The sequence below is a fragment of the Caulobacter sp. 10L414 genome (assembly GCF_056395525.1).
On record NZ_JBFTJR010000013.1, the window covers coordinates 21,358 to 47,094 of the forward strand.

General features: G+C 69.2%; 27 protein-coding genes. 20 read left to right on the top strand and 7 right to left on the bottom strand.

What is annotated here, in order from left to right:
• Positions 1-277: 277 nt before the first annotated feature.
• The 6 genes from AC1DCG_RS07300 (at position 278) to AC1DCG_RS07325 (ending at position 8,167) form a co-directional block, all read left to right on the top strand.
• Complete coding sequence (locus tag AC1DCG_RS07300; protein ID WP_477036398.1) at positions 278-1,546, top strand: hypothetical protein; 1,269 nt, start codon at positions 278-280, stop codon at positions 1,544-1,546.
• A 225-nt stretch (positions 1,547-1,771) separates the two neighbouring features.
• Positions 1,772-4,276 (top strand): zinc-dependent metalloprotease, encoded by a 2,505-nt coding sequence (locus AC1DCG_RS07305; RefSeq protein ID WP_477036397.1) that lies wholly within the window; start codon positions 1,772-1,774, stop codon positions 4,274-4,276.
• A gap of 48 nt (positions 4,277-4,324) precedes the next feature.
• Positions 4,325-6,094 (top strand): CIA30 family protein, encoded by a 1,770-nt coding sequence (locus AC1DCG_RS07310; RefSeq protein WP_477041434.1) that lies wholly within the window; start codon positions 4,325-4,327, stop codon positions 6,092-6,094.
• A 179-nt stretch (positions 6,095-6,273) separates the two neighbouring features.
• On the top strand, positions 6,274-7,140 hold the full coding sequence (locus AC1DCG_RS07315) for a pentapeptide repeat-containing protein (RefSeq protein WP_477030066.1): 867 nt from the start codon (positions 6,274-6,276) through the stop codon (positions 7,138-7,140).
• Between the two features lie 214 nt (positions 7,141-7,354).
• The gene (locus AC1DCG_RS07320; RefSeq protein ID WP_240903492.1) at positions 7,355-7,804 is read left to right on the top strand and encodes a MarR family winged helix-turn-helix transcriptional regulator; all 450 of its coding nucleotides are present in this window, start codon (positions 7,355-7,357) and stop codon (positions 7,802-7,804) included.
• Between the two features lie 99 nt (positions 7,805-7,903).
• The gene (locus tag AC1DCG_RS07325; RefSeq protein WP_477030067.1) at positions 7,904-8,167 is read left to right on the top strand and encodes a hypothetical protein; all 264 of its coding nucleotides are present in this window, start codon (positions 7,904-7,906) and stop codon (positions 8,165-8,167) included.
• Positions 8,168-8,181: 14 nt separating this feature from the next.
• Here AC1DCG_RS07325 and arfB read toward each other — a convergent pair whose 3' ends face one another.
• The 6 genes from arfB to AC1DCG_RS07355 all read right to left on the bottom strand — a co-directional run bounded on the left by arfB (position 8,182) and on the right by AC1DCG_RS07355 (position 11,442).
• Positions 8,182-8,604 (bottom strand): alternative ribosome rescue aminoacyl-tRNA hydrolase ArfB, encoded by a 423-nt coding sequence (arfB, locus tag AC1DCG_RS07330; RefSeq protein WP_165259671.1) that lies wholly within the window; start codon positions 8,602-8,604, stop codon positions 8,182-8,184.
• The gene (locus AC1DCG_RS07335; RefSeq protein WP_165259673.1) at positions 8,601-9,059 is read right to left on the bottom strand and encodes a YaiI/YqxD family protein; all 459 of its coding nucleotides are present in this window, start codon (positions 9,057-9,059) and stop codon (positions 8,601-8,603) included. Before AC1DCG_RS07335 ends, arfB begins: the two co-directional genes overlap by 4 nt.
• A gap of 18 nt (positions 9,060-9,077) precedes the next feature.
• Entirely contained in the window at positions 9,078-9,476 is a 399-nt protein-coding gene (locus tag AC1DCG_RS07340) for an NUDIX hydrolase (protein WP_477030068.1), read from the bottom strand.
• Positions 9,477-9,586: 110 nt separating this feature from the next.
• Positions 9,587-9,934 carry a hypothetical protein gene (locus AC1DCG_RS07345; protein WP_477030069.1) on the bottom strand — a complete coding sequence of 116 codons (348 nt, stop codon included), beginning with the start codon at positions 9,932-9,934 and terminating at the stop codon, positions 9,587-9,589.
• 6 nt (positions 9,935-9,940) lie between these two features.
• Positions 9,941-10,945, bottom strand: coding sequence for a porphobilinogen synthase (gene hemB / locus AC1DCG_RS07350; RefSeq protein ID WP_477030070.1), 1,005 nt, complete (start codon positions 10,943-10,945; stop codon positions 9,941-9,943).
• A gap of 56 nt (positions 10,946-11,001) precedes the next feature.
• Positions 11,002-11,442, bottom strand: coding sequence for a DUF2147 domain-containing protein (locus AC1DCG_RS07355; RefSeq protein WP_165259681.1), 441 nt, complete (start codon positions 11,440-11,442; stop codon positions 11,002-11,004).
• A 207-nt stretch (positions 11,443-11,649) separates the two neighbouring features.
• Here AC1DCG_RS07355 and AC1DCG_RS07360 point away from each other — a divergent pair, with 207 nt between their 5' ends.
• The 9 genes from AC1DCG_RS07360 (at position 11,650) to AC1DCG_RS07400 (ending at position 21,209) form a co-directional block, all read left to right on the top strand.
• The gene (locus AC1DCG_RS07360; RefSeq protein WP_477030071.1) at positions 11,650-12,789 is read left to right on the top strand and encodes an isobutyryl-CoA dehydrogenase; all 1,140 of its coding nucleotides are present in this window, start codon (positions 11,650-11,652) and stop codon (positions 12,787-12,789) included.
• Positions 12,790-12,870: 81 nt separating this feature from the next.
• Positions 12,871-13,476, top strand: a complete 606-nt coding sequence (locus tag AC1DCG_RS07365) for a histidine phosphatase family protein (protein WP_477030072.1) — start codon at positions 12,871-12,873, stop codon at positions 13,474-13,476.
• Between the two features lie 8 nt (positions 13,477-13,484).
• Positions 13,485-14,558 carry an enoyl-CoA hydratase/isomerase family protein gene (locus AC1DCG_RS07370; protein ID WP_477030073.1) on the top strand — a complete coding sequence of 358 codons (1,074 nt, stop codon included), beginning with the start codon at positions 13,485-13,487 and terminating at the stop codon, positions 14,556-14,558.
• 89 nt (positions 14,559-14,647) lie between these two features.
• Positions 14,648-15,454 carry a class I SAM-dependent methyltransferase gene (locus AC1DCG_RS07375; RefSeq protein WP_165259693.1) on the top strand — a complete coding sequence of 269 codons (807 nt, stop codon included), beginning with the start codon at positions 14,648-14,650 and terminating at the stop codon, positions 15,452-15,454.
• Between the two features lie 178 nt (positions 15,455-15,632).
• A complete protein-coding gene (gene mmsB, locus AC1DCG_RS07380; protein ID WP_477030074.1) occupies positions 15,633-16,529 on the top strand; it encodes a 3-hydroxyisobutyrate dehydrogenase in 897 nt (298 codons plus the stop codon).
• Between the two features lie 167 nt (positions 16,530-16,696).
• Complete coding sequence (gene hemA / locus AC1DCG_RS07385) at positions 16,697-17,923, top strand: 5-aminolevulinate synthase (RefSeq protein ID WP_165259697.1); 1,227 nt, start codon at positions 16,697-16,699, stop codon at positions 17,921-17,923.
• 10 nt (positions 17,924-17,933) lie between these two features.
• Positions 17,934-18,578 carry a hypothetical protein gene (locus tag AC1DCG_RS07390; protein ID WP_477041435.1) on the top strand — a complete coding sequence of 215 codons (645 nt, stop codon included), beginning with the start codon at positions 17,934-17,936 and terminating at the stop codon, positions 18,576-18,578.
• Positions 18,579-18,845: 267 nt separating this feature from the next.
• Positions 18,846-19,646 carry an SDR family NAD(P)-dependent oxidoreductase gene (locus AC1DCG_RS07395; RefSeq protein WP_477030076.1) on the top strand — a complete coding sequence of 267 codons (801 nt, stop codon included), beginning with the start codon at positions 18,846-18,848 and terminating at the stop codon, positions 19,644-19,646.
• Between the two features lie 84 nt (positions 19,647-19,730).
• Complete coding sequence (locus tag AC1DCG_RS07400) at positions 19,731-21,209, top strand: PLAT/LH2 domain-containing protein (protein WP_477030077.1); 1,479 nt, start codon at positions 19,731-19,733, stop codon at positions 21,207-21,209.
• 18 nt (positions 21,210-21,227) lie between these two features.
• Here the strand turns inward: AC1DCG_RS07400 and AC1DCG_RS07405 are convergent, their stop codons facing one another.
• Positions 21,228-21,671 (bottom strand): Ros/MucR family transcriptional regulator, encoded by a 444-nt coding sequence (locus AC1DCG_RS07405; RefSeq protein ID WP_477030078.1) that lies wholly within the window; start codon positions 21,669-21,671, stop codon positions 21,228-21,230.
• Positions 21,672-21,875: 204 nt separating this feature from the next.
• Between AC1DCG_RS07405 and glyA the strand changes: the two genes are divergently transcribed.
• From glyA to thiL, 5 genes are all read left to right on the top strand, one after another.
• A complete protein-coding gene (gene glyA / locus AC1DCG_RS07410) occupies positions 21,876-23,165 on the top strand; it encodes a serine hydroxymethyltransferase (protein ID WP_477041436.1) in 1,290 nt (429 codons plus the stop codon).
• Positions 23,166-23,197: 32 nt separating this feature from the next.
• Positions 23,198-23,671, top strand: a complete 474-nt coding sequence (gene nrdR / locus AC1DCG_RS07415) for a transcriptional regulator NrdR (RefSeq protein WP_101714276.1) — start codon at positions 23,198-23,200, stop codon at positions 23,669-23,671.
• An 81-nt stretch (positions 23,672-23,752) separates the two neighbouring features.
• Positions 23,753-24,217: a 6,7-dimethyl-8-ribityllumazine synthase gene (locus tag AC1DCG_RS07420; protein ID WP_165259709.1), complete on the top strand. Its 465-nt coding sequence runs from the start codon at positions 23,753-23,755 to the stop codon at positions 24,215-24,217.
• Positions 24,214-24,669 carry a transcription antitermination factor NusB gene (gene nusB / locus AC1DCG_RS07425; RefSeq protein WP_101714274.1) on the top strand — a complete coding sequence of 152 codons (456 nt, stop codon included), beginning with the start codon at positions 24,214-24,216 and terminating at the stop codon, positions 24,667-24,669. Before AC1DCG_RS07420 ends, nusB begins: the two co-directional genes overlap by 4 nt.
• Positions 24,653-25,735 (top strand): thiamine-phosphate kinase, encoded by a 1,083-nt coding sequence (thiL, locus tag AC1DCG_RS07430; RefSeq protein WP_477036396.1) that lies wholly within the window; start codon positions 24,653-24,655, stop codon positions 25,733-25,735. The genes nusB and thiL overlap by 17 nt, the downstream gene beginning before the upstream one ends.
• Positions 25,736-25,737 lie beyond the last annotated feature (2 nt).

Genomic DNA, 25,737 nt, shown 5'->3' on the forward strand with positions numbered 1-25,737 from the left:
GGGGCTGTAGGGCTTGGGACATTCTGTCGCAGATCACGGGCGGCCGGGCCGCAAAGCCTCCAGAGCGGACGCCCAGCGATCAGGGACCCGAAGCCGTCCGCCATGACGGCTTCGGGTTTCCCACGGCCATTAGCGCGCGAGGAAGTCTTGGGGGGGCTCTTCGCATGCGGGGCGGGGGCCGCTCGTGACGCTCGCGAGCGGCCCATCGCCGACCCCAGCGTGGAGTAGCGGCGTTGCGAAGCATCGAGGACCGACGGCTTGAGCCGCGGGGCTGGCGATGAACGGGCTTCTGCTCTTCGCCGGCGACGCCAGCGGCCGCTCCGCTCAATCGGGAAACCTGTTCGACCTGGGCCTGGCCGGCTGGCGCGACGTCGCCGCGCTCGGCCGCGTGGCCGGCGAGACCCGGACCGCGCTGCGCGCCTCGCGCCAGCGTCGCGATATCGTCGATTTTCTTGGCGAGGTGGTCGGTTCGGCCCTGGAGCCCCGTCGCGGCGGTCGCGCCGGCGAGGTCGGCGAACTGTGCGCCGAGGCCCAGCGGCTGATCGCGGCCTGGACCGACCTGGACGCGGTGCTGGAAGGGCAGGGGCTGGACCTGCAGCTGGGCATGGCCGCTTTCGCTCGCGATCTGGTTTCCTACGGCCGCGACGTCGCGCCGTCGCTCTATCGTCAGCTGCTGGGCGGCGACCGAGCAGCGGCGCTGGATGCGCTGCGCCTGCAGGTTCGCATGCGCGCCGATCGCGCCACGGCCCTGGCGGCCGCCATGCGGGGCTTCGCCACGCGCGCCGGAGCCTTCGCGGCCGCCTTCGCCGCCTTCGAGCGCGATCCGGCGGTGCGGATCTCGCTGCGCGAGGCGCCCGAACTGTGCCTTGCCTACGACGACGAAGGCGCCGCGCACCTGGAGCCGGTCAAGGGCGGCGCCGCGCGCCAGTTCTGGCGCCTGCAACTCGATCCAGCTCTCGACGCCCATCGCCTGCGATCCGCCGCCGATCCGGCGCTGCATCTGCACATCTCCGCCGACGAGAAGCTCTGGACGCTGGCCAACGCCTCGACGCCGTTCGGTTTTCCGCTGGTCAGCGAGGGGCCGCCGCCCCGCGTGGACAGGGTGGCGGATCTGCCGGCCGGCGCGGACCTCTTCCGCATTCCCCCGCTCCAGGGGGCTGCGCTGGAGAACGTCGCCTTCCCGGGTCACGCGCTCGACGTGGCCGAGGTGCAGGCCGGCGCGCCGCTGCGCCTGTGGGAGAAGACCGGCCTGCCGTCCCAGCAGTGGGCGTTCAGCCCCGCGCCGCGCACGCGCCGCGAGATCGCCCTGCACGACCTCGTCGCCCCGGCCGCCGAACTGGCGACGACGGTGGCCGGGGTGCGGGGGCTGCGCGGCGACTGGAACGCGGTCCTCGACGACTTGGAGGCCGGGCTGGCGGTTCCCGAGGCGGTCTCGCCTGACCTCGAAGGCGTCATCGCCGAATGGGGGCGGATGGCCGACGCGGCCGAGGCCGCCTTGGCGGAGTTCGAGGCGGAGGCCAAGGCCTTCGACACGGCGAGCTCATGAGCCCGTTTTCCATTCCGCCCACGCCTGAACGGCTTCCGTCCGCACCGCGCCTGGTCGAGGCCCGGCGCCCGCCGTTGGACCGTTGCAGGCAGGCTGGCGAGCTCGTCGCCCGCGCCTTGGCCCGCGAGATCCGCTGAGGCCGTCGCCAGCAAAAAGAGGCTTGCCTGCACCGGCTCGGGGCGAAACCGTCGCCCGCCGCGACTTGAGCGGGAATCGGAGGGGCAGATGAGGAAATGGGACTTCGGCGGTGCGTCGCTGCGCGCCTTGGCCATGGCGAGCGCGCTCGCGGTCCTGACGCTGTCGGCCGCTCCGGCCAGCGCCGCCCCGCCGGCAACCCAGACCGCTCCCGCGAGCGCGCCCAGCCTGCTGCCGGTCAAGACCGACGCCGCCAAGGGCGCGGTCGTGGTCAGCCTGCCGGCGCCCGACGCCGAGGGGATTTCCGGTCGCTTCCTCTATCAGCCCAGCCTCAGCGGGGGCCTCGGCGCCACGCCCGTGGGGCTGGACCGCGCCGCGACCGGCGACACCCAGGTGCTGGTCTTCCGCCGGGTGGGCAAACGGGTGCTGGCCGAGTTCGAGAACTTCGGCTTCCGCGCCCTCGGCGGCACGGTCGAGGAGCAGCGGACGGTCCGCGACAGCTTCCCCGGCTCGGTGGTGTGGTCGGGCGAGGTGACGGGCGAGACGCCCGACGGCGGCTTCACCGTCGACCTGGCCGGCTTCCTGCTGCGCGACGCCTTCAACATCACCGGCGCCCTGAAGGACGCCAAGCAGGGCGGCTTCAAGGCTGCGCCGACGCTGAGCTATGTCGACCTTGGCCATGTCGGCCTGTTTCCCGACAACCTCGAGTTCGAGACCCGCCAGACCTTCACCGCCGACGATCCGGGCGGCGAGGTCTCTGGGATCGTCCCCGACGCCCGGGCGGTGACCTTCGGCGTCCACCACAGCTTCATCCGCCTGCCGGGACCGGGCTTTACGCCGCGCGCCTTCGATCCGCGCACCGGCACCTCGGCCCAGGTGCTGTTCGCCGACTACGCGGCGGGCCTCGACCAGCCGACGGTGCAGCGCCTGGTGCGCCGCTTCCGCCTGGAAAAGACCGATCCGACGGCGGCCAGGTCGCCGGTGAAGAAGCCGATCATCTTCTATGTCGATCGCGGCGCGCCCGAACCCGTGCGCGGCGCGCTGGTCGAGGGCGGGCGCTGGTGGAACCAGGCCTTCGAGGCGGCCGGCTACGTCGACGCCTTCCGCGTCGAGCCGCTGCCCGAAGGCGCCGACCCGATGGACGCCCGCTACAACGTCGTCAACTGGATCCACCGCCAGACGCGGGGCTGGTCCACGGGCACGACCGTGGTCGATCCGCGCACCGGCGAGATCGTGCGCGGCGTGGTGCAGCTTGGCTCGCTGCGCATCCGCCAGGACCGGATGATCTTCGAGGGGCTGCTGGGCGCCGACAAGACGGGCAAGGGCGGTCCGGACGACCCGATCCAGATCTCGCTGAACCGCATCCGCCAGTTGTCGGCCCACGAGATCGGCCATGCCATCGGGCTGTCGCACAATTTCGCCGGCAGCGTGTACGGCCGCGCCTCGGTGATGGACTACCCCGCGCCGCTGGTGAAGATCGACGGCGACCGCCTCGACCTGTCGGACGCCTACGCCAAGGGCGTGGGGGTCTGGGACGCCTTCGCCATCGACTGGCTCTACTCGGAAGGCGCGCCCGGAAGCGACGAGGCCGCGCGCCTCGACAGGCTGGCCCGCGACGCCCAGGCCAAGGGCTATCGCTACGTTTCCGACGCCGACGCCCGCGGCGCGGCCTCGGCCCAGCCCTACGGCGCGCTGTGGGACAACGGCGCCGATCCGGTGGTCGAGCTCGACAACGTCATGGCCGTACGGCGCATCGCCCTGTCGCGCTTCGGGCTGAACAGCGTGCCGGCCGGTTCGCCGGCGGCCGACCTGCGTCGCGCGCTCGTGCCGATCTATCTTTTCCATCGCTACCAGGTGGAGGCCGCGGTGAAGTTCGTGGGCGGCGTCGACTACGGCTATGCCGTCGTGGGCGATGGTCGAGAGGCCGCGCCTGCTACGCCGGCGGCCGACCAGCGTCGCGCTCTGGCGGCCCTGGTGCGCACCCTCGACCCGACGGCGCTGGACCTGCCCGATCCGCTGCTGTCGCTGCTGTCGTCGGGCATGTCGGGCTCGCGCGACAAGGCCTACGCCATCGAGATCTTCCCGACCTCGGGCGCGTCGGTGTTCGACCTGCCGACGGCCGCCGAAACGGCCGCCGACCTTCCGCTGTCGCTGCTGCTGACGCCCGCGCGCCTGAACCGCCTGGTCGAGCAGAAGCGTCGCGATGCGGGCCAGCTGGACGTGACCGAGACCGTGGACGTCCTGCTGGCGGCCGTGGCGCCGGGCGGGCCCCAGGCCGACGGCCGCACGGGCGAGCTTCGTCGCCGCGTGCGGGCGCGCCTGATCGGCGATCTTGTTTCCGTGCTCGACGACAAGACGCTGTCGCCCACCGCCGCCGCCCAGATCGACGCGGCCCTGCTGCGCTACGCCAAGACCCTGTCGGGCTGGAAGGGGCAGGGGGCCGAGGCCGACCAGGCGGGGCGCATCGCGCGCCTTCTGACCTCGGGCGACCGCAAGGCGCTGGCCGCCCCGCGCAGCGGCGCGGTCGAAACCTTGCCCCCCGGCATGCCGATCGGCGGGGAGGACTGCTGGTTTTGCGCGCCTGGTTCGTCATGACGGATGGGCGCGTCTGAAAGCGCCCGTTCGAACGAGGAACGACCGCCTATGAACCGCGCCCGCATCCTGCTCGGCGGCCTCTGCGCCGCCGCGCTCTCGACCTCCCTGGCGGCCGCCCAGCCGCTGGCGGTGGTCAACGCCGAGATCTTCGACGCCACGGGCGCGGCGCCCTATCGCGGGACGCTGGTGGTCAAGGACGGCCGCATCCTGGCGGTCGGCCCCAAGGTGAAGGCTCCCAAGGGCGCGACCATCGTCGACGCCAAGGGCGCGGCGCTGATCCCGGGCCTGTTCGACGTGCACACTCACTGGACCCCGGCCGGCGCCCCGGCGGTAATCCCGAAGATCGCCGACGCCTACCTGGCCTCGGGCGTGACGACGGTGAACGACTTCCACCAGCAGCCGGAAAGCTTCGCGCCCCGTCGCGCCTGGCTGGGAACGCTGACCGCGCCGCACGTCAACTTCGTCGCCCGCATCAGCACGCCGGGCGGCCACGGCGCGGACTGGGCGGACCAGGCCACGACCCGCTGGGTCGACACGCCGGAAGGCGCCCGCGCGGCCGTCGAGGCGATCGCGGCCTACAAGCCCGACGCCATCAAGGCCTTCACCGACGGCTGGCGCTACGGCTCGGCGCCCGACAACACCAGCATGGACGCCTGGACCCTGAAGGCGCTGACGGAGACGGCGCACAAGCATGGCCTGAAGGTGCTGACCCACACCGTCACCGTCGAGCAGGGCAAGGTGGCGGCGACCAGCGGCGTCGACGTCATCGCCCACAGCCTGCAGGACGAACCGCTGGATGCGCAGACCATCGCCTCGATCAAGGCCTCGGGCCTGTTCTACGCCCCGACGCTGGCGGTCTACGAGCCGGTCAAGCCGGGGGCCAAGCCGCCGGCCGATCCCGACAGCCCGCGCGCGCGCCAGAGCCGCCTGAAGTTCGGCTACGCCCTTTCCAACGCCAAGGCGCTGTACGACGCCGGCGTGCCCCTGGCCCTGGGCACCGACGCCGGCATGACCGGCACGCCGCATGGCTCGTCGACCCTGCGCGAGCTGGAGCTGCTGGTGCAGGCCGGCCTGACGCCGGCCCAGGCCCTGACCGTGGGCACGGCCGGCAGCGCCAAGGCCATGAACATGCTGGCCGACCGCGGCACGCTGGAAGCCGGCAAGCGGGCCGACTTCGTGCTGGTGGCCGGCAAGCCGTGGGAGACGATCTCCGACGCCCGAAAGGTCGAGCGCGTGTTCATCGACGGCAAGCCGTCCTTCGGCCCCGGCGCAGTGCGTTCGGCCGCCAACGACAAGCTGACGCCGCCGGCGGTGAAGGCGGGCGCGCTGATCGACGACTTCGAGCGCGCCGACGGCCGCACCAGCCTGGACACCCTGCGGCTGGACGATTTCGAYGGCGGTCGCGACCGCAGCCTGGAGGTCTCGCAGGTCATCGAGCGCGAAGGCGGCGGCAAGGTGCTGAGCGTCGGCGCGCGGATGGCGACCAAGGACGACGCCTCGGCCGGGATCCTGCTTCCCCTGACCCGCGGCTCGGTGGTTCCGGCCGACGCCAGCGCCTTCAAGGGGCTGAAGCTGTCCGTGCGCGGCGACGGCGGGGCCTATGTCGTCAGCCTGGTCGGCGCGGCCGGCCGTTGGACGGCCAAGGTCGACGCCGGCCCGCAATGGCGGACGATCGAACTGCCATTCTCGGCGTTCAAGCCGGCGGGCAGGGAGAAGGCGGCCTTCACCGGGACCGACCTGCTGCAGGTCGGCGTCGAGGGCGAACGCCCCGCCGGGKCCAAGCTGTGGTTCGAACTGGACGACGTGACGTTCTACTGAGCCGGGACGGGCGCGGCGGTTTGACGCGGCGGGCGCTGGAAGGCTAATGCCAACAAGCGTTTGGCGGGCGACGGGGATGACGAATCCCCGTCATTACCGCGATTTAAGTGGTCTAGCGTCGGTGCGCGGCTCAAACCGTTACCAAGCAAGGTCGCTTATCGACCGAACGGAGACCGCCGATGGCCCGCATGGGCATGACACTCGCCGCCGCCCTGGTCATGGGTCTGACGACCCTGGCCGGCCAGGCCCAGGCCAAGGCCTCGATCGAGGACAAGGACGTGGCGCGCCTGGTGTCGCTGGGCGGGGTGTGCGTCAGCTGCGATCTGGCCGGCCGCAAGATGACCGGCGCCAAGTTCACCGGCGCCAACTTCGCCAGGGCCAACCTGATCGGCGCGGACCTGCGCGGCGCGGTGTTCTTCGGCTCGAACTTCGAGGCCGCCGACCTGACCCGCGCCGACCTGCGCGGCGCCGAGATGCGGGCCGCCAACTTCGAGAAGGCCAACTTCAACGGCGCCCGCCTGTCGGGCGTGGAGTCGGCCGGTGCCAACTTCCAGAACGCCAACCTGTCGCGGGCCGACATGACCTCGTCGGAGATGCACGGGGTCAATTTCGAGGCCGCGACCCTGATCGACGCCAGGCTGGCCAATTCCGAACTGAACGGCTCCAACCTGTCGTCGGTGAACGCGCGCGGCGCCGATTTCTCGAACGCCGAGATCAACGGCTCCAATCTCAGCGGCGGCCGCTTCGATCGCGCCCAGTTCCGCAACGCCTCGCTGACGGCCTCGCACCTGCGGGGCGGCAGCTTCGCCGGCGCCGACTTCAAGGGCGCGGACTTGTCGGGCGTGCGCCTGCAGGGCGTGGACCTGAGCGGGGCCCGCGGCCTGACCCAGGACCAACTGGACGACGCCTGCGGCGAGGCCCGTCTGCCGCCGGGGCTGTCGCTGAAGACCTGCGGGAATCGGGTGAAGCGCATCACCGTCATTCGCGGCATGCCCGCACCGCCGGCGCCGCCCGCGCCTCCGGCCCCGCCCGCGCCTCGGCGCTGAGTTCGCCTCTGAGGGGTCTTTCTCGCCTGCGGAACGTGCGGGCGAGACAGGCGTTTCGCGACATGGTGAACGCCAGGGGAGCTAGGGACCTCGTGGCGATTGCGCGACAGCAGAGGTTGTGAGATCAAGACGCACGGCGCGGGGGGACACCATGCCTGAGCATGACTTGAGGGAGGGGCAATCCATGCCCCTGCCCAGCTATTTGAGCTATTTGATGTATCAGACCGAGCAGCATCGGCGCGCCTTGGCGGCCGATCATGTTGCGCGTCACGGTCTGTCGTTCCCGAAGTGGGTGGCGATGCTGTCGCTGGCCCGGTTCGGCGAGTGTTCGATGACGCGTCTGGCCAAGCTTTCGGCGGCCGATCGCACGACCCTGACCCGGTCGATCGACGGCCTGATCCGCGACGGCCTGGTCGAGCGGGGCGGGGCGCCGAATGATCGCCGCAAGGTGGTCGTGCGCCTGACCGAAGGCGGGGCGGCGCTGCTGCAGCGGATCCGCGACGAACTGGCGCCGCTGCACCAGGAAGCCTGTTCGGAACTGAGCGCCGACGAGCAGTCGGCTCTCGCCTTCTATCTGAAGAAGATGCTGGGCGGCCTCATCCCTGAGCCCGACTGGAAGGACGAGATCCTGTCGTTCGGTCCGCCGATTCCGCGGCTGGTCTGAAGGCCCTTCGACGCCCTGGGCGCAATCTGCGGTTAGCATGTTGCGCCTTAGGGTGGATTTCGCGGGCCGCTAAGGGCCAGCGCGAGGGGGCTTCATCTCATGACTGTCGAACAGGTCGCCGAACACATCAGCGAAATGACCACCTATTCCGTCTCGGCCGGCGGGCAGAGCTATCCGATGATGGCCTGGAGCGCCATGGTCGCGCACGGCGGCCAGGGCTCGGCCGACATCGTCGTTGCCAACGTCGCCGGAACCATCGTCGGGGACCAGCTCACCTGGCTGGATCAGCAGCAGGTCTTCCTCGTTCAGGAACAGGCTGACGGCGCCCGCGTGGGCGTTGGCGTCAATCCGGCCGCCGTCTGAGAACTGCGGCGCGTTCAGTCGTCGTGACGGACGCGGCCGCGCATCGACTTCACGCCCGATCGCTTCGACTTGGTCTCCAGCCGCTTGAGCTTGCTGGAATAGGTCGGCTTGGTCGGGCGGCGGGGCTTGGGCTTTTCCGTGGCCCGGCGGATCAGCTCGACCAGTCGCTCGCGGGCGTCCTGGCGGTTCAGTTCCTGCGAACGATGGCCCTGGGAGAACAGCACCAGCACGCCCTCCTGGGTCATGCGGCTGCCGCCCAGGGCCGTCAGCCGGGCCTTGATGTCGTCGGTCAGCGACGGCGAATTCGTCACGTCGAAGCGCAGCTCGATGGCCGTCGAGGTCTTGTTGACGTGCTGGCCGCCGGGGCCCGAGGCGCGGGCGGCCTTCTCGACCAGTTCGTCCTCGTCGATGCGCAGCCAGGAGGTGATCTCGATCATCGCGGGACCACGCGGCGGGCCTTGACCACGGCCTGGTCGAGCGCCTGCAGGAACTTGCTGCGGTCCTGGGGACCGAAGGCCTTGGGGCCGCTCGTGACCTCGCCCATCGAACGCAGGTGCTCGCCGATCGAGCGCGAGGCCAGGGCCGAGCCGATCATGTCGTTGGTGAACACCCGGCCGTTGGGCGCGATCGCCTGGCCGCCGGCCTTCAGCACGCGGTCGGCAAGCGGGATGTCGTTGGTCACCACCACGTCGCCCGGACCGGCGCGCTCGGCGATCCAGTCGTCGGCGACGTCGGGGCCGGCGTCGACCACGATCTGTTCGATGGCCGGGGTGGCGGGTACGCGGATCCAGCTGTTGGAGACGACATAGGTCTTCAGGCCGTTGCGGGCCGCGACCTTGTAGGTCTCGTCCTTCACGGGGCAGGCGTCCGCGTCGATGTAGATCGTCGTCATCCGCGGCCTATAGCACTCTCAGGCGAGCGCGAGCAGGGCGGGGATCACTTCGTCCGTCAGCAGCGGCGCCAGCGGCATGCCGGCGGGCGGGGCGGCGGGATCGATCCAGGCCAGTTCCTCGATCTCGGCCCGCGCGGCGATCGCGCCCTCGACCATGGCCAGGTAGGTCGCCGACTGCACCATGAACCCGGCCTCGTTGGCGGCCGGGGCGGAGAAGCGGCCCAGCAGGCTGGCGTCCACCAGCCGGCAGCCCAGCTCTTCGTCCAGTTCGCGGGCCAGGGCGGTCAGGTCGTCCTCGCCCCCGTCGCGCTTGCCGCCCGGCTTCATGAAGATCGCCGTGCCGCGCTTGCGCACCAGCAGCATGCGGCCCGCCTCGTCGCGGATCACGGCGGTGACGATGTCGAGAACCTTGGTCATGCCCGCCAGCCTAGCGGATTCGACGCCGTCAGGGCTCTACCTGGCAGGCGTCGTCGCGCTTGTCCTGCACGAACCAGCGAAGGTCTTGGGCGCCCAGCGCCTGCAACTGCCTATGCAGCGCCTCGTCGAGGCGTCGCATGGTTTCCAATTGGGTCTCGCGCGCCTTTCTGAAGAAGGCGGGATGCGGCAGTTGGACATGCAGCTCCCAGATCTCGTTCGAGCTTTGGCCTTTGGCCTTTGGCGCTGACGCCGACGCTAAACTCGGCGTCGCCGAGCGCGACCGAGAAGATCGACAGCTCTTCATCGCCGAACGGCGCATCCGGCTTGGCGCCTGGCAGGTCGAGGTCGCGGTGCAGAGCCGCCGCGAAGTCTCGGACCGACCGGCCGTGCGCCTTGGGAGCAGCCGCGGGGTCTTCGAAATGGAACGTCGCGAAATGATTGACCCCGATGCGCGCCATGGCCGCTTACCCGCCCAGCTTTTCGGCGGCCCAGGGTGCGAAATAGGTGATGATCCCCGCCGCGCCGGCCCGCTTGAAGGCGGCCAGGCTTTCGAGGATGGCGCGCTCTTCGTCGATCCAGCCGTTGGCCCCGGCGGCCTTGATCATCGCGTACTCGCCCGACACCTGGAAGGCGTAGGTGGGCATGCGGAACTCGTCGACCAGGCGGCGCAGGATGTCGAGGTAAGGCAGGCCCGGCTTGACCATGACCATGTCGGCGCCCTCGGCGATGTCGAGCGCGACCTCGCGGATGGCTTCCTCGGTGTTGGCCGGATCCATCTGGTAGGTCTTCTTGTCGCCCTGGCCTGCAGACAGCTTGGCCGAGCCGATGGCGTCGCGATACGGGCCGTAGAAGGCCGAGGCGTATTTGGCGGCGTAGGACATGATCATCGTGTCCTGGAAGCCGTCGGCCTCGAGCGCGCCGCGCAGACGGCCGATGCGGCCGTCCATCATGTCGGAGGGGGCCAGGATGTCGGCGCCGGCGGCGGCCTGCATCAGACCCTGTTCGATCAGCCGCTCGATGGTGGCGTCGTTGAGGATCTTGCCGCCCTCGACCACGCCGTCGTGGCCGTGGTCGGTGAAGGGGTCCAGCGCCACGTCGCACATGATGCCGACCTCGGGGGCGGCGTCCTTCATGGCCTTGACGGCGCGCGGGATCACCCCGTCGGGATCGGCGGCGATCGAGCCGGTCGCGTCCTTCCGCGACGGATCGATGTGCGGGAAGATGGCGATGGCGGGAATGCCCAGGTCGCGGGCCCGGACGGCGGCCTTGGCCGCCTCCTTGACGCTGAGGCGTTCGACGCCGGGCATCGAGGCGACGGGCACGGTTCCTTCGCCCTCGTGCACCACCATCGACCAGATCAGGTCGGACGGCGTGACCTGCGTCTCGCGGACGAGACGGCGGGTCCAGTCGGCCTGACGCAGGCGGCGCAGGCGCGTGGCGGGGTAGGGGGCGAGGGGCGGAACGGTCATGCGAAGGGTTTCGCGCGCGCCGCCGGTCGAGGCAAGGCGTTAAGGCCCTTAAGGAGCTATTCGCCGGCCTTGCTGACGCGAACCTGCTGGACGCCGTCGACGCGGGTCCAGACCTGCGACTTGCAGAACAGGCCGCCCAGCACGCAGCCCTTGGCGCGCATGGTGCGGGCGTCGACGAACTCGGCGGTGCCCGAGAGGGTGACCTTCAGGGTCGGAACGAAAACCTTGCCCTTCATGTTTCCATTGCCGGTGGGCGCGAAGTCGCGCAGCACCTGCTGGCCCACCAGGGTGTCGTAGCCGCTCTTCTTGGCGTCGGCCTCGGCCTTGCGGCTGGCATAGACGACCCAACCGCACATGCTCGGACCGCAGTCGGTGATGTGCAGGCGGATGTTGTCCTTCGGGTTGCGCCACACGCCGAGATTCTCGGCGTGAGCCGGCGCAGACACGAACGTGAACAGGGCCGCGACCGCGGCCAGAGCGGTAATGAACTTGGACATGGGAACCGAGACGACGCCTCCGATGGGCGTGATCTGATACCGACGAGGTGTCGGATCAAGGGAGGTGCGACCTTTCGCACCCGATTTCGCTGCGGCGCCGCATGCAAATTCGCCAACTGAGATATGATTGACACACTTGGCTGCTCAGGGCAGGTCAGCGGTCAAGAAGGTGAGGGCGTACATGCCCCGCATGGGAGGAAATGGCGCATGGATTTCGCGCTGAACGACGATCAACGCGCCATTCAGGATATGGCTTCGGGCTTCGCGGCAGAACGGCTTGCCCCGCATTCGGCCGAGTGGGATGAGAAGAAGCACTTTCCCGTCGACGTCCTGCGCGAGGCCGCGGGCCTGGGTTTCGCGGGCATCTACGTCAATGACGACGTCGGCGGCAGCGGCCTGTCGCGCCTCGACGCCTCGATCATCTTCGAGGCCCTCAGCTACGGCGACGTGCCGACGGCGGCCTACCTCACCATCCACAACATGGCCTCGTGGATGATCGACCGTTTCGGCTCGGAGGTCTTGCGCCAGCGCTTCCTGCCGCGCCTGACCACCATGGAGCTGATCGCCAGCTACTGCCTGACCGAGCCGGGCTCGGGCTCGGACGCGGCCGGCATGCGCACGACCGCGCGGCTGGAAGGCGACCACTACGTGCTGAACGGCGGCAAGGCCTTCATCTCGGGCGGCGGCGTGTCGGACGTCTACGTGGTCATGGCCCGCACCGGCGGCGAAGGCCCCAAGGGCGTCTCGGCCTTCGTGGTCGAGAAGGGCGCGCCGGGTCTCACCTTCGGGGCCAACGAGCGCAAGATGGGCTGGAACGCCCAGCCCACGGCGCAGGTCAATTTCGACGACTGCCGCGTGCCGATCGAGAACCGCATCGGCGGAGAGGGCGAGGGCTTCCGCTTCGCCATGATGGGCCTGGACGGCGGACGGCTGAACATCGCCTCGTGCTCGCTGGGCGGCGCGCAGTTCGCCCTCGACACCGCCAAGGCCTATCTGGAGACCCGCAACCAGTTCGGCCGGCCGCTGAAGGACTTCCAGGCGCTGCAGTTCAAGCTGGCCGACATGGCCACCGAACTGGAGGCCGCCCGCCTGATGGTGCGCCGCGCCGCCCATGCGCTCGACAACCGGGATCCGCAGGCCACCAAGCTGTGCGCCATGGCCAAGCGCTTCGCCACCGACGCCGGCTTCCAGGTGGCCAACGACGCCCTGCAACTGCACGGCGGCTATGGCTACCTGCAGGACTACCCGCTGGAGCGCATCGTCCGCGACCTGCGTGTCCACCAGATCCTGGAAGGCACCAACGAGATCATGCGGGTGATCATCGCCCGCGAGATGTTCCGGCAGTAGGCGGCTTGTTCGTCGGAGCCGGGCGGGCTAGGCCCGACCTGGCTTCGTCGTGAGGCTGCAGTTTCAGCGTCGGAACCCGCCATGATCTATCTTTGCCGCCACGGCCAGACGCAGTTCAACCGCGAAGGACGCTTCCAGGGCCAGACCGAGTCCGACCTGACCGCCCTTGGCCGCGCCCAGGCGCGGGCCATGGGCGACCTGCTGGCCGACCTGATCGCGCGCGAGCCGTCCGACGCCTGGCGGATCGTCGCCAGTCCGCTGCGTCGCGCGCGCCATACGGCCGAGGCCATCGCCGAGCGAACGGGTCTGCCGCTGAGCTTCGACGATCGCCTGCTGGAGATCAGCGTCGGCGAGTGGTCGGGCCGCCTGCGCGAGGACATCCGCCGCGAGAACCCCGAGCTGTTCGCCAGCTACGAATGGGCCTTCCGCGCGCCCGGCGGCGAGACCTTCGAGGACGTCACCGCCCGAGTCGCCGGCTGGCTGGCCGAGCAGGCCCCGGAGGGCGAGCGCCGCCTGATCGTCGTCAGTCACGGCGTCGCCGGCCGCCTGCTGCGCGGCGCCTATGCCGGCCTGTCGCGCGCGGAAACCCTCGCCCAGGAAGTGCCGCAGGACGCGGTCTACCGCCTGATGGCCGGCCAGATCGACCGCTTCGACTGCGCACCGGTCGAAGACCCAGAATTCGCCTGAGACCCCAGATGACCGAAGCTCCCCAAAAGCAGGCCCCCGAAGTCCTCGTCAGCGTCAAGAAGAACGTCGGCCGGATCACTTTGAACCGGCCCAAGGCGCTGCACGCCCTGACGCTTTCCATGTGCGAGATCATGATCAGGACCCTGCTGGAATGGCAGGCCGATCCCGAGATCGACATGGTGATGATCGATCATTCGGGCGAGCGGGGGTTCTGCGCGGGCGGCGACATCCGCATGCTGGCGCAGAGCGGGGCGGCCGACGGCGTCGAGGCGCGCAAGTTCTTCCACACCGAGTACCGGCTGAACCACCTGCTGTTCCACTACGACCGGCCGATCGTGGCGATCATGGACGGGGTGGTCATGGGCGGCGGCGTCGGCATCTCGATGCCGGCCCACTACCGGATCGCCACCGAGCGCACGACCTTCGCCATGCCCGAGACCGGCATCGGCCTGTTTCCGGACGTCGGCGGCGGCTGGTACCTGCCGCGCCTGCCGGGCAAGGCGGGGCTGTGGCTGGCCCTGACCGGCGCGCGGATCAAGGGCGCGGACTGCATGCGCCTGGGCATCGCCACCCATTTCGTGGAGTTCGGCGCGGTCGAGGGGCTGAAGAAGGCCATCCTGGCCGACCATCGCCGCATTGACGAGACGCTGCGCATGTATCGCGCCGACGCCGGCAAGGCGCCCCTGGTCGGCTACGAACAGGACCTCAACCGCCTGTTCGTCGGCGACAGCGTCGAACAGATCTTCGAGTTCCTGGAGGTCGACTCCAGCGACTGGGGCAAGGCCCAGCTGGCGGTGCTGAAGACCAAGTCGCCCCAGACCCTCAAGGTCGCCTTCGAGCAACTGAAGCGCGGCGAGGCCATGACCGACTTCGCCGACAACATGGCCATGGAGTACCGGATCGGCTCGCGCGTCGTGCGTCGCCACGACTTCATCGAAGGCGTGCGGGCGGTGATCGTCGACAAGGACAACGCGCCCCGCTGGGACCCGCCGAGCATCGAGGCGGTGGATGACGCCGATATCCAGGCGATCTTCGCGCCGCTTCCGCCCGAGGAGGAGTGGACGCCTCTCGCGGAAGCCTGACAGCGTTATGCCGTAGCGGCATTGAAGCTGTCGCTTGGCCTCGCTAGCTTGCCGCCAGCCAAAGAAGAAAGTCCGCCGGAAGGAAGACCATGCGTAAGCCGCTTCTCAGCCTCGTCGCCGCGCTCGCCGTGACTGCGTGCGCCACGACCCCGATGGGACCGGCCGCACCGCCGCCTCCGCCGCCCGCCGACGCCCCGGTTTCGATCCCGGCCAACATCATCGCCGCCGTCGACAATCCGCTGCGCCCCGAGGTCGACAGCCGGCGCGACGCCGATCGCCTTCCGGCCCAGGTGCTGGCCTTCGCCGGCGTGCGCAACGGCGCCAAGGTTGCCGACCTGATTCCCGGCACCGGCTATTTCACCCGCATCCTGTCGAAGGCCGTCGGCCCGCGCGGCCACGTCTACGCCTATGTGCCCGACGAGCTGACCAAGCTGGCCAACCGCGAGCCGGCCGTAAACGCCATCGCCGCCGATCCAGCCTACAAGAACGTCTCGGTGATCCTGAACCTGCTGCCCAACTTCGGCGCGCCGGAGAAGCTGGACCTGGTGTTCACCGCCCAGAACTATCACGACATGCACACCCCGCTGATGGGCAAGCCCGACATGGCGGTGGTCAACCGCAAGGTCTTCCAGTCGCTGAAGCCGGGCGGCGTCTACCTGGTGCTCGACCACTCGGCCCAGCCGGGCTCGGGCCTGCGCGACGCAGAGAAACTGCACCGCATCGACCCCGAGACCGTGAAGGCCGAGATCACCGCCGCCGGCTTCGTGTTCGAGGGCGAAAGCCGCGTGCTGCGCGACGCCGCCGACAAGCGCAACGTCTCGGTCTTCGACCCGTCGATCCGCGGCAAGACCGACCAGTTCATCTACAAGTTCCGCAAGCCCGCCGGGGCGCGGTAGCGGCGTTGCGTCCTTCGAGGCTCCCCTTCGGGGCGCGCCTCAGGATGAGGGTGTCATTGCTCTGATTTCCTCATCCTGAGGCGCCCGCGCAGCGGGCCTCGAAGGACGCACGACCTCGAAGATACAAACACAAGGACCGCGCCCACGTAGGCGCGGTTCGCATTTAGGGAGCGCACCAATGACCCGTATCGCCTTCATCGGCCTGGGCAACATGGGCGGCGGCATGGCCGCCAACCAGGCCAGGGCCGGCCACGCCGTGGCGGCGTTCGACCTTTCGGCCAAGGCGCTGGAAAAGGCCGTCGGCGCGGGCTGCGTGGCCGCGGCTTCCGTGGCCGAGGCGGTGAAGAACGCGCAGATCGTCATCACCATGCTGCCCGCCGGCCCGCACGTGCGGGCGGTCTATGGCGAGCAGGTGTTGGGCAGCGCCCCGAAGTCGGCCCTACTGATCGACTGCTCGACCATCGACGTCGACAGCGCCCGCGCGGTGGCGCAGCAGGCGAGGGCGGCGGGCTTCCGCTTCGCCGATGCGCCGGTCTCCGGCGGGATCATGGCCGCCGAGGCCGGGAGCCTGGCCTTCATGGTCGGCTGCGACGACGCCGACTTCGCCGCCGTCGAGGCTGCGCTGAAGCCGATGGCGCGGGCGATCATCCACGCCGGCGGCCATGGGGCGGGGCAGGCGGCCAAGATCTGCAACAACATGCTGCTGGGCGTTTCCATGCTGGGAACCTGCGAGGCCTTCGCCCTCGCCGAGAAGCTGGGCCTGGCCGCAGACCGCTTCTTCGAGATCGCCAGCCAGTCGTCGGGCCAGTGCTGGTCGGTCTCGACCTATTGCCCCGTGCCGGGCGTGGGGCCCAGCACGCCGGCCGACCGCGGCTACGAGGGCGGTTTCGCCACGGCGATGATGCTCAAGGACCTGAAGCTGGCCCAGGAAGCGGCCGCGCGCGCCGGCGCCAGCACGCCGATGGGCGCCCAGGCCGAGGCGCTGTACGCGCTGTTCGACGCCAACGGCTTTGGCGGCAAGGATTTTTCGGCAGTCCTGCAACTGCTGCGCGGACGCATTGCTGAGCTGGTTTGAACAAGGCAGGGTTGCGATCCGCTGTTATAGAACCAATCGATGCGACACCACGCCCAATTCCAATTTGTAGGTAGAGGCCCTTAGGTGGACACTGTGCCTGCGTGGTGCGAAAAGCCGTGCCAGAAGAAAAGGACCGCCGAGCTTCGGTTCGACGGGTAGAGACCAGCATGGACTACAAAGCCGCGTTCACCGCCGCTGTCTCCCAGATCCGCGACGAGGGTCGCTATCGGGTCTTCGCCGACCTGAAGCGCCATCGCGGCGCCTTCCCGCGCGCGACCTGGACCCGCGCCGACGGCGGTGAGAGCGAAGTCGTGGTCTGGTGCTCGAACGACTATCTCGGCCAGGGCCAGAACCCCGTCGTGCTGGACGCCATGCACCAGGCGATCGACGACCACGGCTCGGGCTCGGGCGGCACCCGCAACATCTCGGGCACCAACCACCATCACGTGGAGCTGGAAGCCGAGCTGGCCGACCTGCACGGCAAGCAGGCCGCGCTGCTGTTCACCTCGGGCTACGTCTCCAACGAAGCCACGCTCAGCGTCCTGCAGAAGATCCTGCCGGGCCTGATCATCTTCTCCGACGCCCAGAACCACGCCTCGATGATCGCCGGCATCCGCAACGGCGGCGGCCCGCGTCACATCTTCCGCCACAACGATCTGGCCCACCTGGAAGAGCTGCTGGCGGCCGCGCCGGCCGACGCGCCCAAGCTGGTGGCCTTCGAGAGCGTCTACTCGATGGACGGCGACATCGCCGACATCGGCGCCACCGCGGCGCTCGCCAAGCAGTACGGCGCCATGACCTATCTGGACGAAGTCCACGCGGTCGGCATGTACGGTCCGCGCGGCGGCGGCGTCGCCGAGCGCGACGGCGTGATGGATCAGATCGACATCATCGAAGGCACGCTGGGCAAGGCCTTCGGCGTCATGGGCGGCTACATCACCGGCGACGCCGAGGTGATCGACGCGGTGCGCCTGATGGCCTCGGGCTTCATCTTCACCACCTCGCTGCCGCCGGCCCTGACCGCCGGGGCGTTGGCCAGCGTGAAGTGGCTGAAACAGCATCCGGAGGTGCGCGACGCCCACCAGGAGCGCGCCGCCACCCTGAAGAAGATGTTCCAGGACGCCGGCCTGCCGGTGATGGAGAACGACAGCCACATCGTGCCGGTGCTGGTCGGCGATCCGATCCACACCAAGCTGATCAGCGACATGCTGCTGGCCGATCACGGCGTCTACGTGCAGCCGATCAACTATCCGACCGTGCCGCGCGGCACCGAGCGCCTGCGCTTCACGCCCACGCCGTTCCACACCGACGACATGATGCGCAAGCTGGTCGGGGCGATGGAAAAGCTCTGGGCGCACTGCAACGTGGCCCGCATGGGCGGCCACGCGGCTTAAAGCACCCGTTTTGGGTTTCGATATGGGCTATCTGCGCGAGCTGGCCGAGGATGCGTCCGCGCATCCCGGCTGGTCGGGCGTGGCCGACTACTTCCGCCTTCGCCATCAGGGCCTGCGTCGCGAGGCGCTCGACGCGCTCGACGCCTTCATCGCCGGGGCGGTGAGCTGGCCGCTGGCCGAGCGGGCGGCTTTCGCCGCCTGGATCGGCGAGAAGCGGCTGGCCTATCGCGGTCAGCCCGAGGCGGTGCTGCCGGTCCCTCTGTTCCGCCTGCTGGTCCGCCCGGCCCTGGAGGAGTGGGCCGCGAGCAAGCCGGCTGATCCCTGGCCGCTCGTCTGGCTGGCCCGCCTGTCGAGCGGCGGTTCGACCTGGCACGCGCCGCCGCAGCCCTTTCTGCGCGAGGCCCTCGAGCGGGATCCGCTGTTCGCGCCGGCTCGGCTCGATCTGGTCGACGCCGTCCTGGCCGACATCGCCTTTCATCAGCACGAGCTGCCCGATGCCTATCTCGGCGACGCGCAGACGGATCTGGCGACCCTGGACGAGGCCCGCCGGCTGCTGATCGGGCTGGACGAAGACACCGTGGCCGATCTGGCGCCCCGCATCGCCTGGGCGCGATCGGAGGCGCGGGCCTGGCTGGAGCGGGAATCGGCGGTTTAGAGCCGAGATCTTCGCCGTGTTTCACCGAGCGTCCCCGCGAAGGCGGGGATCCAAGCCGAGTCTGCGGATAGACCCTGGCCGTCCTCAATCCTGAAAGTCAGCTTGGGTCCCCGCCTTCGCGAGGATTGGCGGATTTGGGGGAGGGGGCGCGCGTGAATGAAGATCATCCCCGGCCTCTCCGCGTGGCGGTTTCCCGCCACGAGACCGCTRCGCCCGCGCCCGGCTTCAGGCTGGATGCGGCGTCCTGCGCTAGAAGAGAGTCGCCCCGTGAAGACCATCGTGATCACCGGCAGCAGCCGCGGCATCGGCTTCGGCCTGGCTGAAGCCTTCCTTGAGCGTGGCTGCCAGGTGGTGATCTCCGGCCGCAACCCCGCCGTCCTGGCCGAGGCCCTGGGCAAGCTGGAAGCCACCGGCGGGGCCGTCGCCGCCCAGGCCTGCGACGTCAGCAAGGTGGCCGACCTGGAGGCCCTCTGGGACGCCGCCGTCGAGCGATTCGGCTCTGTCGACATCTGGATCAACAACGCCGGCTCGGTGTCGCCCCGCGTGCGCCTCGACAAGGTCGAGGAGGCCGAGATCGACGCGGTGGTCGCCACCAACCTGCTGGGCGTGATCAAGGCCACCAAGCTGGCCATGATCCGCATGCTGGCCCAGCCCGGCGGCGGTGCGATCTACAATTTCGAGGGCTTCGGCAGCGACGGCATGACCGCCTCGGGCCTGACGCTCTACGGCGCCACCAAGCGGGCTGTGACCTACTTCACCAAGTCGATGGGCAAGGAACTGGACGGCACCAGCGTGCGGATCGGCACGATCAGCCCCGGCATCGTGGCCACCGACCTGCTGCAGTCGGAGATGCGCGACGCCTCGGACGCCGACCGCGCCAAGTCGATGAAGCTCTACAACATTCTCGGCGACCGCGTGGAGACCGTGGCGCCCTACATCGCCGATGGCGTGCTGAAGGGCGAGGCCACGGCCGCGCCGGTGCGCTGGCTGACCATGCCCAAGGCCATGGGCCGGTTCATGACCGCCGGCTTCAAGAAGCGCGACATCTTCTCGGAAGCGGCGAACTGATCGCAACTGTGGCGTTGCGCACAAGCGTATTCGCGTAATGGGTGTACGCTCCGGGCCGGTAATCACCATGCCCAGGGGCGCCCCATGACCTACAAGCTCGAGATCAAGACCGCGGACAGCGCCGACGCCGGCACCAGCGCCAAGGCGACGATAGCCGTCGTTTGGAGCAGCGGCGACCGCACCGTGCTCCATGCCGATGGCGCGGCCGGCTATCTCGACAGCGGCGCGCTGGACGTCCTGACCTTCGATGCCGGGCCCTTCCAGAATCCGGGCGCGCCCGTCGCGATCGAGCTTTCGCACGACGACGCGGGCGCGGCGTCCGGCTGGTTCGTCTGCTACGTCCGGGTCTTCGCCCCCGGCGGCAAGTGGTGGCGGGCCGATTTCCAGCGCTGGCTGGCCACCGACGAGCGCGACGGCTCGCTGCATGCGTCGGCGCGCCTGCGCAATCACAGCCGCTGGATGGGCGACCTGCACGACCACTTCGGCACGATCAGCAGCCGCAACGAATTCGGCGAGGTGCCGCTTCACCAGCTGCCGATGGCCGGCACGCACGACTCCGGCACCTACGGCATGGGCAAGGGGGCGATGGCCCAGGACGCGACGATCCTGGAGCAGTTGGGCCTGGGGGTCCGCTTCTTCGACCTGCGCCCGCGCGCCTATGGCGGCAAGTTCTACGTTCAGCACACCCTCGGGTCGGACAACGTGCTGGTGAACTACGGCCAGACGACGAAGTTCGCGGTCAATCCGGGCGACGGGTCGATCTTCAACGACATCCGGGACTTCCTGGCGCACAACCCGAACGAAGTGATCATCCTCAAATTCCAGACCTTCTCGCTGTTCGACGCGGAGGAGCACGACGATTTTCGCCAGCTGATCGCGGCCTACTTCTCGCTGATCCCGCAGGGCCCTGTCGAGAACCTGACCCTCAACAACATCCGCAACGGCGCCGGGCGGGTGATCGTGTTCTACGGCGACGACCTCGGCGCCGCGGCGCCCTACGACGCCAGCTGGTATGGTCTGTGGCCCTACCGCGTCGCCCAGGAACAGCGCTCGGTGGGGTATGTGAGCCTGCTCGATCCCTGGTGGGAGGACGATATCGGCGCGAGCGGCGGCGACGACGACCAGGCCTCGTTCGCCGGGACCTGGCAGCCTTATCACGAGGCCAATCTGGTCGACTGGGCGTCGCGCTCGCCGGCGTTCTTCGTCACCCAGGCGCAGATGCAGGTGCTGCACGGCGAACTCGACGACCGCGGGCGCGACAACGCCTATCGCAACAACGGCCGCAACATCGCGATGTTCATGAACTGGGTGAAGATGGGCGTGCCTAGGCAGGTCGATCCGTCGGTGCTGTCGGGGGCGCCGGCGCCCGTCCTGCGGCCCAACATCATGACCCTCGATTTCGTCGAGTACGGCCATGAGACGCTGGGTTCGCTGACGGACGCCATCGTCGACTACTTCCTGTCGATCTCGCCGCCGATGTTCAGCCGCACCTACGATTACGATCGGTTCAACACCCCGTTCATTCAGCTGCCGGGGCAGCAGGGCGTTCCGGTCCTCGCCTGAGGACGGCGCGGCGGGCGACTAGGCCCGCCGCCGCACGCCCTTGCCCAGGCCGATCTGCTTGGCGAAGTCCGAGCGGCGCGCGGCATAGGCCGGGGCGACCATCGGATAGTCCGACGGCAGGCCCCATTTGCGGCGATAGTCCTCGGGGCTCATGTCGTAGTGCGAGCGCAGGTAGCGCTTGAGCATCTTCAGCTTCTTGCCGTCTTCCAGACAGACGATGTAGTCGTGCTGCACCGAGCGGGAGACGGGGACGGCGGGCTTCTGCTTCTCGACGGTCTTGGCCGGGGCCGGTTCGCCGTTCAGGCCCAGCAGGGCGCCGTGCACGGTGCGGATCAGATCGGGGACCGCGGTCTGGGAAATCTTGTTCTGTCCGACATAGGCCGCGACGATGCTCGCGCTCAGCGCCAGCAGGTCGGTGTCGTCCGAAGCGTCCGACCCCGTTTCGCCGTGTGAAACCGCCATACGCATCCCGCCCGTTCTGTTCGTTTGCACTCAAAAACGCTCGGCGCGGCGGCAACACCCCGCCGAGGTTCGTGACCAACGCATGGTTACCGTCGCGGTTCCGTCATTGATCGCGCCGCGAAGGACGCTAAAGAGAGCGCCGTCGACTCCCGCTGTCGGGAGCGCGCCGCCCAAAGCCCAGCCGCCCGCCCCAAGGAGCTGCCGATGACGACCTCCACCGACCTGACCAAGTTCTTCGGCGCCGATCTCGCGACCGCCGACCGCGACATCTTCGATCGCATTGGTCGGGAGCTGGGTCGTCAGCAGAACCAGATCGAGCTGATCGCCTCGGAGAACATCGTCTCGAAGGCGGTGCTGGAGGCCCAGGGCTCGATCCTGACCAACAAGTACGCCGAGGGCTATCCGGGCAAGCGCTACTACGGCGGCTGCGAATGGGTCGACGAGATCGAGACCATCGCCATCGACCGCGCCAAGCAGCTGTTCGGCGCGGCCTTCGCCAACGTCCAGCCGCACTCGGGCTCGCAGGCCAACCAGTCGGTGTTCATGTCGCTGCTGCAGCCGGGCGACACCTTCATGGGCATGGACCTGGCCGCCGGCGGCCACCTGACCCACGGCTCGCCCGCCAACCAGTCGGGCAAGTGGTTCAAGCCGGTGTCCTACACCGTGCGCCAGCAGGACCAACTGATCGACTACGACAACGTCGCCGAGGTGGCCCAGCGCGAGAAGCCCAAGCTGATCATCGCCGGCGGCAGCGCCTACAGCCGCCAGATCGACTTCGCCCGCTTCCGCGAGATCGCCGACAGCGTCGGCGCCTACCTGATGGTCGACATGGCCCACTTCGCGGGCCTGGTGGCCGGCGGCGTGTTCCCCAATCCGGTTCCGCACGCCCATGTCGTCACCACCACCACCCACAAGACCCTGCGCGGTCCGCGCGGCGGCATGGTGCTGACCAACGACGAAGCCATCATCAAGAAGGTCAACTCGGCCGTGTTCCCCGGCCTGCAGGGCGGTCCGCTGGAGCACGTCATCGCAGCCAAGGCCGTGGCCTTCGGCGAGGCGCTGCAGCCGTCGTTCAAGGATTACGCCCAGCAGATCCTCGACAACGCCAAGGCCTTGGCCGAAGCGCTGCAGAAGTCGGGCGTCAACATCGTCTCGGGCGGCACCGACAGCCACCTGATGCTGGTCGACCTGCGTCCCAAGGGCGTGACCGGCCGTGACGCCGAGCACAGCCTCGAGCGCGCCCACATGACCTGCAACAAGAACGGCGTGCCGTTCGACACCGCGCCGTTCACGATCACCTCGGGCATCCGCCTGGGCACGCCGGCCGGCACCACCCGCGGCTTCRAGGCCGCCGAGTTCACCCGCGTGGGCGAGCTGATCGGCGAGGTCGTCAACGGCCTGGCCGCCAACGGTCCGGAAGGCAACGCCGCGGTCGAGGCCAAGGTGCGCGAGGAAGTCCTGGCCTTGACGGCCCGGTTCCCGATCTACAACTAATGGCCTAAGGCCGCAGGGGAGGGCCCAAGATCATGCGCTGCCCATTCTGCGGCCACGCCGAAAGCCAGGTTAAGGACAGCCGCCCGTCGGAAGACGGCGCGGCCATCCGCCGTCGTCGCCTCTGCCCGGAGTGCGGCGGCCGGTTCACGACCTTCGAGCGCGTCCAGCTGCGCGAACTGATCATCGTCAAGCGCTCGGGACGTCGCTCGCCGTTCGACCGCGACAAGCTGATGCGCTCGATCTCGCTGGCCACCCGCAAGCGTCCGATCGAGGGCGAGCGGGTCGAGCGGATGGTCAACGGCATCGTCCGCCAGCTGGAAAGCCAGGGCGAGACCGAGCTTCAGTCGTCGGTCGTGGGCGAAATGGTGATGAAGGCTCTCAAGTCGCTCGATGACGTGGCCTATGTCCGCTACGCCTCGGTTTATCGCGATTTCCGGGAGACCAGTGATTTCGCGAAGTTTTTGGGCGAAGAAGGCTTGAGCGACGTCGCCGAAGACGAGCTATAGGCGCATTCTACGATTCGATTTTTCGGGTCGGCGTGTGACGGCCCATCGAGGCCTCCCGTCCGCCCAGGAGTTCAGAGGCATATGGTGGAAGACAAGATTCGTCTGCTGATCGTCGAGGGGCGCCGTTATTCGGGCCTTTCCGACGCTCTGCTGGCCGGCGCCGTGCAGGCGATCGAGGCGCAGGGCGCCGAGTACGAGGTCGTCACCGTCTCCGACGCCCTGCAGATCCCGGCCGCCATCGCCATCGCCGAGGAGGCCGGCAAGGGCCCGTCGGGCGTCCGCTTCGACGGCTATATCGCGCTGGGCGCGGTGATCCGCGGCGAAACCTACCACTTCGAGATCGTCAGCAACGAGACCGCTCGCGGCCTTCAGGACCTCGCGGTCGGAAAAAGGTTGGCCATTGGTTACGGCGTGTTGACGGTTGATGACGAGGATCAGGCCTGGAATCGCGCGCGCCTCTCGCAGGGCGACCGCGGTGGCCAAGCCGCTCGGGAATGCCTGGAGATCGTTGGATTGAAGCGTCAGCTGTCGGGACAAGCGCGATGAGCAAGCGCATCCAGCCCCGTTCCGTTTCGCGTCTGGCGGCTGTTCAGGCCCTCTACCAGATGGAAGTCTCCGGCGCCGGCGTCGACGCCGTCGTGCGCGAGTTCTCTGAGCACCGCTTCGACCGCGCCGTCGAGGACACCGAAGGCGCCCAGCTGGCCCAGGCCGACGAGACCTTTTTCGCCGACCTGGTGAAGGGCGTCGTGTCCAAGCAGGCGATCATCGACCCGGCCATCGTGCGCCGCCTGGCCTCGGGCTGGAAGCTGGAGCGCCTGGACGCCACCGCCCGCGCCGTGCTGCGCGCCGGCGCCTACGAGCTGATGAACCGCCCGGACGTTCCGACCGAGGTGGTGATCGACGAGTACGTCGAGATCGCCAAGTCGTTCTTCGAGGGGCCGGAAGCCGGCTTCATCAACGGCGCCCTGGACGCCATCGCGCGTGACGCCCGAGTCTGACGACGACTGGTTCGACGATCCCGCCCCGGCCGCAGCGCCGGCGGCGGAGGACGACGAGTCGTGGTTCGACGACGTCCCTCCGGCGGCCGCGCCGTCGGGGCCGGACGAGTTCGAGCTGATCGCGACGCACCTTCGCCCGCTGACCAACGGCGATCCGGCCGCGCTCGACCTGTTGGACGACGCGGCGGTGCTGCCCTCGCGTCCGGGCTATGACCTGGTGATCACCAAGGACGCCATGGTCGCGGGCGTGCATTTCCTGGCCGGCGAGGATCTCGACATCGTCGCCCGCCGGCTGCTGCGCACCAATCTTTCCGACCTCGCCGCCAAGGGCGCGGAGCCCTACGGCTATTTCCTGGCCGTCGGCTGGCCTTCGGGCACGACGGTCGAGGATCGCGAGACCTTCGCCCGCGGCCTGGCGGAGGACGGCCAGACCTTCGGCGTCAATCTGCTGGGCGGCGACACCGTCACCACCTCGGGCGCGATGGTCGTTTCGGCGACCCTGCTGGGCTGGGTTCCGCAAGGCGCGGCCGTCCTGCGTCGCGGCGCCAAGGCGGGGGACCGCCTGATGGTTTCGGGCAGCATCGGCGATGGCTGGCTTGGCCTGCTGGCCCACTGGGGCGAGGTCGAGGATCCCGACGGCGGCCTGGTTCGCCGCTACCGCACGCCCGCGCCGCGTCTCGCCCTTCGCGAAGCTCTGCGCCAGTTCGCCCACGCCGCCGCCGACGTCTCCGACGGCCTGCTGGCCGATGCGGGCCACATCGCCAAGGCCAGCGGCCTGCAGGTGAAGGTCGACCTCGACCGCCTGCCGTTGTCGACGGGCGCACGCAAGTGGTTGGAAGCCCAGCCCGAGCGTGGCGAGGCGCGCATGTCGCTGGCTTCGGGCGGCGACGATTACGAGGTCGTCTGCGCCGTTCCGGCCGCCGACGTCGCCGCCTTCCAGGCCGCCGCCTTCGCCGCCGGCCTGCCGGTGCGCGACATCGGCGAGTTCGTCGAGGGCGAAGGCGTTGCGGCCCTCTTCAAGGGCAAGGACATCACGCCTCAGCGGCTAGGCTGGCTGCACGGCTAAGG

What these genes read in the sequence shown, in the direction of transcription:
- AC1DCG_RS07300 (WP_477036398.1), top strand. Translation starts at nt 278, where the DNA reads ATGAACGGGCTTCTGCTCTTCGCCGGCGACGCCAGCGGCCGCTCCGCT.
- AC1DCG_RS07305 (WP_477036397.1), top strand. Translation starts at nt 1,772, where the DNA reads ATGAGGAAATGGGACTTCGGCGGTGCGTCGCTGCGCGCCTTGGCCATG.
- AC1DCG_RS07315 (WP_477030066.1), top strand. Translation starts at nt 6,274, where the DNA reads ATGGCCCGCATGGGCATGACACTCGCCGCCGCCCTGGTCATGGGTCTG.
- AC1DCG_RS07320 (WP_240903492.1), top strand. Translation starts at nt 7,355, where the DNA reads ATGTATCAGACCGAGCAGCATCGGCGCGCCTTGGCGGCCGATCATGTT.
- AC1DCG_RS07325 (WP_477030067.1), top strand. Translation starts at nt 7,904, where the DNA reads ATGACTGTCGAACAGGTCGCCGAACACATCAGCGAAATGACCACCTAT.
- arfB (WP_165259671.1), bottom strand. Translation starts at nt 8,604, where the DNA reads ATGATCGAGATCACCTCCTGGCTGCGCATCGACGAGGACGAACTGGTC.
- AC1DCG_RS07335 (WP_165259673.1), bottom strand. Translation starts at nt 9,059, where the DNA reads ATGACGACGATCTACATCGACGCGGACGCCTGCCCCGTGAAGGACGAG.
- AC1DCG_RS07340 (WP_477030068.1), bottom strand. Translation starts at nt 9,476, where the DNA reads ATGACCAAGGTTCTCGACATCGTCACCGCCGTGATCCGCGACGAGGCG.
- AC1DCG_RS07345 (WP_477030069.1), bottom strand. Translation starts at nt 9,934, where the DNA reads ATGGCGCGCATCGGGGTCAATCATTTCGCGACGTTCCATTTCGAAGAC.
- hemB (WP_477030070.1), bottom strand. Translation starts at nt 10,945, where the DNA reads ATGACCGTTCCGCCCCTCGCCCCCTACCCCGCCACGCGCCTGCGCCGC.
- AC1DCG_RS07355 (WP_165259681.1), bottom strand. Translation starts at nt 11,442, where the DNA reads ATGTCCAAGTTCATTACCGCTCTGGCCGCGGTCGCGGCCCTGTTCACG.
- AC1DCG_RS07360 (WP_477030071.1), top strand. Translation starts at nt 11,650, where the DNA reads ATGGATTTCGCGCTGAACGACGATCAACGCGCCATTCAGGATATGGCT.
- AC1DCG_RS07365 (WP_477030072.1), top strand. Translation starts at nt 12,871, where the DNA reads ATGATCTATCTTTGCCGCCACGGCCAGACGCAGTTCAACCGCGAAGGA.
- AC1DCG_RS07370 (WP_477030073.1), top strand. Translation starts at nt 13,485, where the DNA reads ATGACCGAAGCTCCCCAAAAGCAGGCCCCCGAAGTCCTCGTCAGCGTC.
- AC1DCG_RS07375 (WP_165259693.1), top strand. Translation starts at nt 14,648, where the DNA reads ATGCGTAAGCCGCTTCTCAGCCTCGTCGCCGCGCTCGCCGTGACTGCG.
- mmsB (WP_477030074.1), top strand. Translation starts at nt 15,633, where the DNA reads ATGACCCGTATCGCCTTCATCGGCCTGGGCAACATGGGCGGCGGCATG.
- hemA (WP_165259697.1), top strand. Translation starts at nt 16,697, where the DNA reads ATGGACTACAAAGCCGCGTTCACCGCCGCTGTCTCCCAGATCCGCGAC.
- AC1DCG_RS07400 (WP_477030077.1), top strand. Translation starts at nt 19,731, where the DNA reads ATGACCTACAAGCTCGAGATCAAGACCGCGGACAGCGCCGACGCCGGC.
- AC1DCG_RS07405 (WP_477030078.1), bottom strand. Translation starts at nt 21,671, where the DNA reads ATGGCGGTTTCACACGGCGAAACGGGGTCGGACGCTTCGGACGACACC.
- nrdR (WP_101714276.1), top strand. Translation starts at nt 23,198, where the DNA reads ATGCGCTGCCCATTCTGCGGCCACGCCGAAAGCCAGGTTAAGGACAGC.
- AC1DCG_RS07420 (WP_165259709.1), top strand. Translation starts at nt 23,753, where the DNA reads ATGGTGGAAGACAAGATTCGTCTGCTGATCGTCGAGGGGCGCCGTTAT.
- nusB (WP_101714274.1), top strand. Translation starts at nt 24,214, where the DNA reads ATGAGCAAGCGCATCCAGCCCCGTTCCGTTTCGCGTCTGGCGGCTGTT.